Origin of the sequence: Streptomyces alkaliphilus, from assembly GCF_014141535.1 — a bacterium.
Classification (GTDB): Bacteria; Actinomycetota; Actinomycetes; order Streptomycetales; family Streptomycetaceae; genus Streptomyces; species Streptomyces alkaliphilus.
In genome coordinates, this window is record NZ_VKHT01000108.1 from 1 (window position 1) to 8,633 (window position 8,633).

At 72.9% G+C, this 8,633-nt stretch carries 9 protein-coding genes; all 9 read right to left on the reverse strand.

Translation table 11 applies throughout. The annotated features are described in order from the left end of the window. Positions 1-47: 47 nt before the first annotated feature. The 9 genes from tatC to FNQ90_RS06125 all read right to left on the reverse strand — a co-directional run bounded on the left by tatC (position 48) and on the right by FNQ90_RS06125 (position 8,595). Entirely contained in the window at positions 48-1,028 is a 981-nt protein-coding gene (tatC, locus tag FNQ90_RS06085; RefSeq protein ID WP_323379800.1) for a twin-arginine translocase subunit TatC, read from the reverse strand. A gap of 90 nt (positions 1,029-1,118) precedes the next feature. Beyond that, on the reverse strand, positions 1,119-1,394 hold the full coding sequence (gene tatA / locus FNQ90_RS06090) for a Sec-independent protein translocase subunit TatA (protein ID WP_143624559.1): 276 nt from the start codon (positions 1,392-1,394) through the stop codon (positions 1,119-1,121). A 282-nt stretch (positions 1,395-1,676) separates the two neighbouring features. Then, on the reverse strand, positions 1,677-1,904 hold the full coding sequence (locus FNQ90_RS06095; RefSeq protein WP_182605322.1) for a hypothetical protein: 228 nt from the start codon (positions 1,902-1,904) through the stop codon (positions 1,677-1,679). Between the two features lie 122 nt (positions 1,905-2,026). Next, positions 2,027-2,986, reverse strand: coding sequence for a helix-turn-helix transcriptional regulator (locus FNQ90_RS06100; protein ID WP_182605323.1), 960 nt, complete (start codon positions 2,984-2,986; stop codon positions 2,027-2,029). A gap of 66 nt (positions 2,987-3,052) precedes the next feature. Further along, positions 3,053-4,006: a helix-turn-helix transcriptional regulator gene (locus FNQ90_RS06105; RefSeq protein WP_182605324.1), complete on the reverse strand. Its 954-nt coding sequence runs from the start codon at positions 4,004-4,006 to the stop codon at positions 3,053-3,055. A gap of 131 nt (positions 4,007-4,137) precedes the next feature. Continuing rightward, on the reverse strand, positions 4,138-4,509 hold the full coding sequence (locus FNQ90_RS06110) for an FKBP-type peptidyl-prolyl cis-trans isomerase (protein ID WP_143617207.1): 372 nt from the start codon (positions 4,507-4,509) through the stop codon (positions 4,138-4,140). Positions 4,510-4,723: 214 nt separating this feature from the next. Beyond that, a complete protein-coding gene (locus tag FNQ90_RS06115) occupies positions 4,724-5,743 on the reverse strand; it encodes an FKBP-type peptidyl-prolyl cis-trans isomerase (RefSeq protein WP_182605325.1) in 1,020 nt (339 codons plus the stop codon). 110 nt (positions 5,744-5,853) lie between these two features. After that, entirely contained in the window at positions 5,854-7,215 is a 1,362-nt protein-coding gene (pafA, locus tag FNQ90_RS06120) for a Pup--protein ligase (protein ID WP_182605326.1), read from the reverse strand. Between the two features lie 57 nt (positions 7,216-7,272). After that, positions 7,273-8,595: an MFS transporter gene (locus FNQ90_RS06125; protein ID WP_182605327.1), complete on the reverse strand. Its 1,323-nt coding sequence runs from the start codon at positions 8,593-8,595 to the stop codon at positions 7,273-7,275. Positions 8,596-8,633 lie beyond the last annotated feature (38 nt).

Genomic DNA, 8,633 nt, shown 5'->3' on the forward strand with positions numbered 1-8,633 from the left:
GCGTGCCCCCGCCCCGACGTGCCGGTCCGGGACCCCGGCCGAGAGCCTCAGGTCACGTCGTCCCAGCCGCCCGGACGCCGGCCGGTCGGGTCACCGGGCCCCGTGGCGGGGTCGACCCGGTCGGGGATACCGATGGACGAAGGGGTCAGGTCGATGTCGGAAGCCTCGTCCTCGGAGAGACCGGCGTCCGGGTCCCGACGACGCCGGCGGCGGTCGTTGAGCAGGGAGACCCCGACCGCGACGAAGTACAGGGCGGTGACCGGGATGGCCAGGGCGACCATGGACATCGGGTCGGTGGGGGTGACCGCGGCCGCGAAGACCGCGATGCCCAGAACCATCGCCCGCCACCAGCCGAGCATCCGTTGCCCGCTGACCACACCGCCGAGGTTGAGCAGGACCAGGATCAGCGGCAGCTCGAAGGCGAAGCCGAAGGCGATGGCCATCCGGACGGTGATGTCCAGGATGTTGTCCACCGTGACCAGGTTCTCGGCGCCCTCGGCGGTGAAGCCGAGCAGCACCGGGATGGCACGCGGCAGCAGCCAGTAGGCGAAGTAGCAGCCGGTCAGGAAGAGCGGCACGCCGACCGCGACCACGGCCCGGGTGTACTTCTTCTCGTGCTGGTGCAGGCCGGGCGCCACGAACGCCCACATCTGGTGCAGCCACACCGGCGAGGCGACGACCAGGCCGGCGAAGAGGGACACCTTGATGTAGGTGGTGAACGGCGAGGTCAGACCGTCCATGGTGAGCGACGCGCAGCGGCCGTCGAGTTCCTCGGGCGGCGTGCCGCGCGGGCAGGTGGGCAGCGGCGCGGTGAGCAGGTTCATGATGTCCTTGGCGAAGAACATCGCGACCACGGTGACCACCACGATCGCCGCCACGGCGACCGCCAGCCGGTTGCGCAGCTCCCGCAGGTGCTCGCCCAGTGGCATCCTGCCCTCGGGGTCGCGTTCGCGGGCGGCGCGTCGGCCGCGCCCGTTGCGGGCTTTCGCCCCGTCATCCGTGTGCCGGTTGCGGATCGACCCGAGCACCCCTCGTCCTCATCTCGTGCGGAGTCCGGCCGGCTCGTCCGGTCGGATCGGCCGGCCCCGTCTGCGACAGCGGGCCGACCGGCCCGGCGCTCAGCCCTGGTGGGTGCTGCTCCGCGGCTCCTCGACCGGACGGCCGCCGGTGACGTCACCGGGGGCGGCCTTGATGGTCTTGGGGGCGGGCGGTGCCTGCTGGTCATCCGTCTCCGGCGTGGCGGGGGCGTCGTTCTTCATCGCGCCGGTCTCGCTCTTGAGGATGCGCAGGGACTTGCCCAGCGCCCGCGCCGTATCGGGCAGCCGCTTCGCGCCGAAGAGCAGCACCACGACGGCGAGGATGATAACGATCTGCCACGGTCCGATCTGGCCCATATCCGTCTACCTTCTCCATACGGGGCTGCGCGGGGAGGTCCCTCGTGCCGGGGAGACCGCCCGGTGGTCCGGGGCCGGTTTCGGCGACACGTTGTGCACGCCCGGCAATCCTAACTCCCGGGGGTGAACACGGGGCAATGCCCGAACGTCGCCGAATGTGCGTGCCGCCGCCAGCCGGGTGACGGAGACGTGGTGCCGGGGGTGTTCACCGGGGCTCCCGGGGCGCCCGGGACTCCCGGGGCGCCCCTCGGGGCCGCGGGGCGCGAGCGGGTGACGAAGGACTCAGCGGGAGGTGTCCCCGGCGCGGTGCTCGGCGCTCCACTCCGCGCCCTTGCACAGGGTGGGACCGGTGACCCGCTCCAACTCCTCCGTGGCCCGGCCGATCCGCTCCGCGCTTCCGGCCACCGTCCGCGAGAAACGGTTCACCTCCAGTCCGACCCGAACGGCGAACACACCGAGCACGGCGACGCCGCCGAAGGCGAGGACCACATGGAGCATCGGCCAGAACATGCCCCGGAGACTACCCGTTCCGCCGGCGCCCGTCGGTGCCGGCCCGGCGGGGCCGGCGGACCCGCCGGCCCCGGTCACCGGTCACCGGTCGGTCACCCGGGATCCCCACCCGGACCCGGGGTTCACTCGTAGGCCGCCAGCGCCTCCCGGGCGGCGGTCACCGCGCTCTCGGCCAGCTCCGGCGGGGAGATGATCCGGCCGTCGCGCCCCAGCCGCAGGGCGAGCCGTCGCAACCCGGCCGGATCGGCGGTGCGCAGGGTGATCCGCAACCCCCCGTCGGGCAGTTCCTCGGTGGTCTCCGGCTGGTAGTACTCCGCCACCCACCGGCCCCCCGGCCCGACCTCGACGACCACCTCGGGATCGTCGGGGGCGGGCTGGACCAGGCCCGCGCTCAGGTCACGGGGCTCCAGCGCCGGGGGCTCGGCCCCGGCGTCGAGCACGTCGAGCCCGGCGACGCGGTCCAGCCGGAAGGTGCGGCGCGCCTCGGACCGGCGGCACCACGCCTCCAGATAGGTGTGACCGACGACGACCATGCGGATGGGATCGACCTCGCGTTCGGAGACGGCGTCGCGTCCCGGCGAGTAGTAGCGCAGCCGCAACCGGCGCCGCTCGGCCAGGGCCCGGTCCACGTCGGCGAAGACCTCGCCCTCGGACTCGAAGGTGACCGTCAGCCGCGAGCTGGCCCGGGCGGTCTCCCCGGCGGCCGCCTCCAGCTTGGCCGTGGCGGTGAGAAGGGCCTCCCGGTCCCCCTCGCGCAGGCCCGGCAGGGCGGCCACCGCGCGCGCCGCCACGAGCAGCGCGGTGGCCTCGTCCGCCGCCAACCGCAGCGGCTCGCGAGCGGCTCCGGAGACCGCCTCCGCGTTGTGCCACCAGATCTGTTCGCCGTCGGTGTCGATGTCCAGGAGGTCGCCGCCCCGGTAGCTGATCCCGCACATGGGCAGCAGGCGCAGGTCCGAGATCAGGGTCTCCTCGCCGACGCCGAAGGCGCGGGCGACCTCCTCCACCCGGGCGCCGGGACGGTCGCGCAGGTACGTGACCAGGGACAGCATCCGCCGGGTGCGGTCGATGGCGTTGGACGCCATGTGGGTGCCTCTTCTCCGCTGTTCTCGTTCGTCGTCCGTCTCTCGGCCCCCGGGGGTCCCGGGCGGTCAGCCCTTGGCCACCGCGCGCAGGCGATCGACCACGTCGGCCCGCAGATCGGCCGGTTCGAGGACCACCACGTCGGGACCGAACTCCGCCAGCCAGGCCCCCAGACCGTGGCCGTGCGGGATCTCCAGTTCGTCCCACTCCCCGTCGATCCGCCGCACCTCGTGCGCTCTGGCCCTCAGGGGGTAGCCCCGGTCGGCCCGCAGTCTGATCCGGGCCCGGCCCATCGCCGTCTCACCGGCCCAGGCGGCCACCGCCTCCCGGACCTCGACCCGGTCGGGGACCGGGGCGGTGAAGGAGCCGGCGCGGGAGGTGACCCGGCCCATGATGCGGGAGAGCCGGAAGACCCTGCGGGCTTTCCGGTCCCGGTCCCAGCCGGCCAGGTACCAGTGGCCGTGCCAGCACTCCAGGGCCCAGGGCTCCACCTGTCTGGTCTCGGGTCGGGCGGCGGTGGACTTGCGATAGGGGAAGGTGACGGGGCGGCGCTCCCGACAGGCGACCATCAGCGGTTCGAAGGCGGCGTCCCCACCGGGGATGCGGGGCTCGAGCACCGACCCGGAGTCGCGGTCGGTGTCGGCCTCGGGCATACCGGCCGCGCGCAGTTTCTGCAGAGCGCCGCTGGCCGCGCCGGCCAGTCGGGCCTGCTGCCACACCCGGGCCGCCAGGCCCAGGGCGGCGGCCTCCGCGACGTCCAGGGTGATGGGGGGCAGTCGGTTGCTGTCGGGGCGGGCGACGTAGGCGATCTCCCCGTCCACGCTCTCCACCGTCTCGATGACCATGCCCAGTTCGCGGAGGTCGTCCTTGTCCCGCTCGAACATGCGATTGAAGGCGTCCTCGCCGGACACCTCCAGGTACGCCTCGATGGTGGCGCGCAGCTCGCGCTTGGTGAGCGGCCGTCCGCTCCCGCGCAGGCACAGCGCCAGATTCATCAGCCGCTCGGCCTTGGGAATCGCCATCGCCGATCCGCCCTCTTCTTCGTGGAACACCCCGGTGACCGACCGTACCGCCATCACGACCCCGGGCGAAAGCTCGGGCCCGTTCCCCGACCGGGAGGAACGGGCCCTGGCTCGGGACTCCGGGGTCGGGCTCAGACGGAGACCAGGTCGCAGACGAAGATCAGGGTCTCCCCCGGCTTGATGGCGTTGCCCGCGCCGCGGTCGCCGTAGGCCAGGTGCGGCGGGATGACCAGCTGACGCCGACCGCCGACCCGCATGCCCTGCACGCCGCGGTCCCAACCGGCGATGACCTGGCCGGCACCGAGCTGGAACTGCAGCGGACGACCGCGGTTCCAGCTGGCGTCGAACTCCTCGCCGCTGTCGAAGGACACGCCCACGTAGTGGACGGAGACGGTGTCACCGGCCTTCGCCTCCGGGCCGTCGCCCTGCACGAGATCGGTGATCTGCAGGTCGGCCGGGGGCTCGCCACCCGGGAAGTCCACCTCGGGCTTGGTGTTGCTCACGCGTTGCTCCTGTTGATGTATGCGTGGGTGTGGTGACCACGACGGGCCGCACCGGTCCCCGATGGGTCCGTCGCGGGGTCGGCGCGGGGCCCCGGCACTCGGGGCGCCGGGGCCCCGCGCCCGCTCCCGGTGCCGGGCGGCGCCGGGAGCGCCCGCGGGGCCGCCGCGACGACGGGCCCGCGGGACGCGCGGGATGCCGGGGCGGGGCCCCGGCTCAGACGGCGTCCAGGATGTCGACGACGAAGACCAGGGTCTCCTCCTGGAGGTCGTGTCCCTCGGAGGCTCCGTAGCCCTTGTCCGGGGGGATGACCAACAGGACCCGATCGCCGACGTTGCTGCCGACCAGGACCTCGTCCCAGCCCTGGATCACCTGGCCGACACCGATGCCGAACTTGGCGGCGGCGTCGCGGCTCCAGGAGGAGTCGAAGACCTCGCCGTCGCTCCAGGCGGCGCCGGTGTACTGGGCGATGAGTTGGGTGCCGGCCTCCACCTCGGGGCCGTCACCCTCGATGAGGACCTGGGAGCGCAGCTCCTGCGGCGGGTCCTCGCCCTCGGGGATGGTGATCTCGGCGGGCTCCGTCCCCTCGGCCTCCACCTCGGGCATGCCCTCCTCCACCGGGGCCTGCTCGCCCTCGACCCGACCCTGCGCGTCGATCACGGTGACCACGTCGTAGACGAAGACGACGCTGTCGCCCTCCTCGAAACCGAGCTGGGTGGCGATGTCACCGATCAGCTCCACGGCCGAGCCCTGGACGACCACCCGGCTTCCCTCGTTGACACCGATCAGCGGTTCGGTGGCGGCGGGCGGCAGCAGGTCGTCGACGTTCACCCGGAGAGCGGCGTAGACCGGCCCGGAGTCCTCCTGCTCCTCCCCGCCCTCGGGGTCGGCGACCATGGGGCGCCAGGTGTTGACGAGGTCCTCCTGCTCGGCGTCGGGTGAACGCACCAGGAGGCCGGTCCGCAGGAAGTCGCCGTCGGACACCTCGGGACCGTCGCCCTGCACCAGGACGTCGACCCGGGTCTCCTCGGCTCGCTCGGCGTCCTCCTCGACGGTGACCTCGGGCTCCTCACCCATGTCTCCGGTCACCGTGGCGACCGGCCAGGAGGCGGTCGCGCCGTCGCCGTCGCCGGAATCGCCATTGCCGGAATCGCCGTTGCCGCAGGCGGCCGTCAGCAGGAGGGCCGGTACGGCGAGCACCGCGACGAGGCGGTGTGCTCTCTTCGTGGGGATCATCAGTCCAACTCGCGGTAGAGGGGGTGGGGGCGGAACCCTCCGGTCCCGCCCCACCCTACGGCCTCACCCGACGAAGCCGGTGCCGCTCGCCCCGGGCGGGGCGGCGGCGGTCACATCCCCGCGATGAGCTTCTCCACCCGCTCGTCGACCGAGCGGAAGGGGTCCTTGCACAGCACGGTGCGCTGCGCCTGGTCGTTGAGCTTCAGGTGCACCCAGTCGACGGTGAAGTCCCGGCGCTGCTCCTGGGCCCGCCGGATGAAGTCGCCGCGCAGCCGGGCCCGGGTGGTCTGCGGGGGCACCGACTTGGCCTGGAAGATCTTCAGGTCGTTGCAGACCCGTTTGGCCTGCCCGCGCCGCTCCAGCAGGTAGTACAGGCCGCGCCGGCGGTGGATGTCGTGGTAGGCCAGGTCCAGTTGGGCGACCCTGGGGTTGGACATGGACAGGCCGTGCTTGGTCCGGTAGCGCTCGATGAGCCGGTACTTCATCACCCAGTCGATCTCGGTCTCCACCCGTTCCAGCCGCTCCTCCCGCACGGCCTCCAGGGTGCGGCCCCACAGTTCCAGCACCCTGGCGGTGATACCGGTGCGGGTGCCGCGGCGCTCGCAGAAGTCCACCGCCTTCTCGTAGTACTCCTGCTGGATCTCCAGGGCGGATGCCTCCCGCCCGGTGGCCAGGCGCACCTTGCGCTGTCCGGTGATGTCGTGGCTGACCTCACGGATCGCCCGAATGGGATTCTCCAGGGTGAGGTCCCGCATGACCGTGCCGGCCTCGATCATCCGCAGCACCAGGTCCGTGGCCCCCACCTTGAGCAGCATGGTGGCCTCGGACATGTTGGAGTCACCGACGATCACGTGCAGTCGGCGGTAGCGCTCGGCGTCCGCGTGCGGCTCGTCCCGGGTGTTGATGATCGGACGGGAGCGGGTGGTCGCGGAGCTGACCCCCTCCCAGATGTGCTCGGCGCGCTGGCTGACGCAGTACACCGCGCCGCGGGGGGTCTGCAGGACCTTGCCCGCGCCGCAGATCACCTGGCGGGTGACGAGGAAGGGGATGAGGACGTCGGCCAGGCGGGAGAACTCGCCGTGCCGGGCCACGAGGTAGTTCTCGTGGCAGCCGTAGGAGTTGCCGGCGGAATCGGTGTTGTTCTTGAACAGGTACACATCACCGGCGATGCCCTCCTCGTGCAGCCGGCGCTCGGCGTCGACGAGCAGACCTTCCAGGATCCGCTCGCCCGCCTTGTCGTGGGTGATCAACTCGATGACGTTGTCGCACTCGGGGGTGGCGTACTCGGGGTGCGAGCCCACATCGAGGTAGAGCCGGGCACCGTTGCGGAGGAAGACGTTGCTGCTGCGGCCCCATGACACGACGCGGCGGAAGAGGTACCGGGCCACCTCGTCCGGGGACAGCCGGCGCTGTCCCCGGAAGGTGCAGGTGACCCCGTACTCGTTCTCCAGCCCGAAGATTCGGCGGTCCATGAATGAACAGTACGCCCGGGAGCGCCGGAACAAACCGGCTCCGACGCGCCGGGGCGATCATTTACGGGGACCGACCGCTCCGCCGGGCCCTCCGGATCCCGACACCCCCGGCGCCTCGACACCGAGAGGAAGCGCCGGCTCGGTGGGAGCCGCGCCCGGGGTCGGCGCCACCGCGGTTCCCACCACGGGCGCCGCGCGTCGCACAGGCGTGCCCAGCGCCCCACGGGTCGCCACCAGCACCAGCACCGCCGCGACCCCGCCGACCGACGAGACGGCGAAGCCCGCCCCGGGCCCCCAGCGGTCCAGGATCGGCCCGGTGGCGGCGGTACCCAGCGCCGAGCCCACGCCGAAGGTGGTGACCAGCCAGGAGAACGCCTCGGTGACGGTGCCCGTCGGGGCGTGCCGGTCGATGACCACGAAGGCACAGGCCAGGGTGGGCGCGAGGAAGAGCCCGGCGAGCGCCGCGAGGGCGGTCATCGGAACCAGCGAGTCCGGCGCGAACAGCAGGGGCAGGTAGCCCGCCGCCAGCGCGACCACCAGCAGACGCAGACGCCGCTCGGGCTCCCCGGTCCAGTGCCGGGCCCCGTACAGCAGGCCGCCGAGCAGGGCCCCGGCACCGAGGCCGGAGAGCAGCCAGGTGGAGGCCAGCTCGTCGCCGCGCACCTCCGCCCAGGCCACGGCGGCCACGGCGATCGCCCCCAGCGCCGCGCCGATGAAGAAGAACGCGCCCAGGAGCGACAGAAGACCCGGTGAGCGCAGGGCCCCGAGCCAGTGCGCCTCGCGCGGCGCGCTGCGCCAGCGGCGGGAGGGTTCGGAGACGACCACGGAGAGCGCCCCCAGGACACCGAGCACGTTGATCACCAACAGGGCGACGGCCGGGGACCAGACCCCGGCCAGGACCAGCACCACCAGGGGGCCGGCGGCGAACATGATCTCCTGGGCCACCGCGTCCAGGGCGTAGGCGCGGTGGAGCATCCCCTCCCCGCGCAGGACGCTCGGCCACAGCGCCCGCAGGCCACCCTCCAGGGGCGGGGTGGTCAGACCGGAGATCAGGACGGCCGCGTGGGCGAGGGGCAGGGGGTCGATGCCGGAGACCGCGAAGGTTCCCATGGCCAGGGCGGAGACCAGGGCCGAGGGGAGCATCACGCGTGGCTGGCCGTACAGGTCCGCCAGGCGTCCCAGGAGGGGCTGTCCGACCGCGGTGGCCAGGCCGTAGAGGCCCGCCAGGAGCCCGGCGAGGGGGTACCCACCGCCCTCGACCCGGACGAAGATCACGATCGCGAGCGCGGCGGTGCCGTAGGGCAGTCGTCCCACGAGGGTGCCGACGAGCAGCCGGGTCGTGTGCCGGGCGCGCAGCAGCTCCAGGTAGCCGGTGGCCATCGGGACATCCTCCGAGGGGGCGGGGCGGGCGTGGAGCC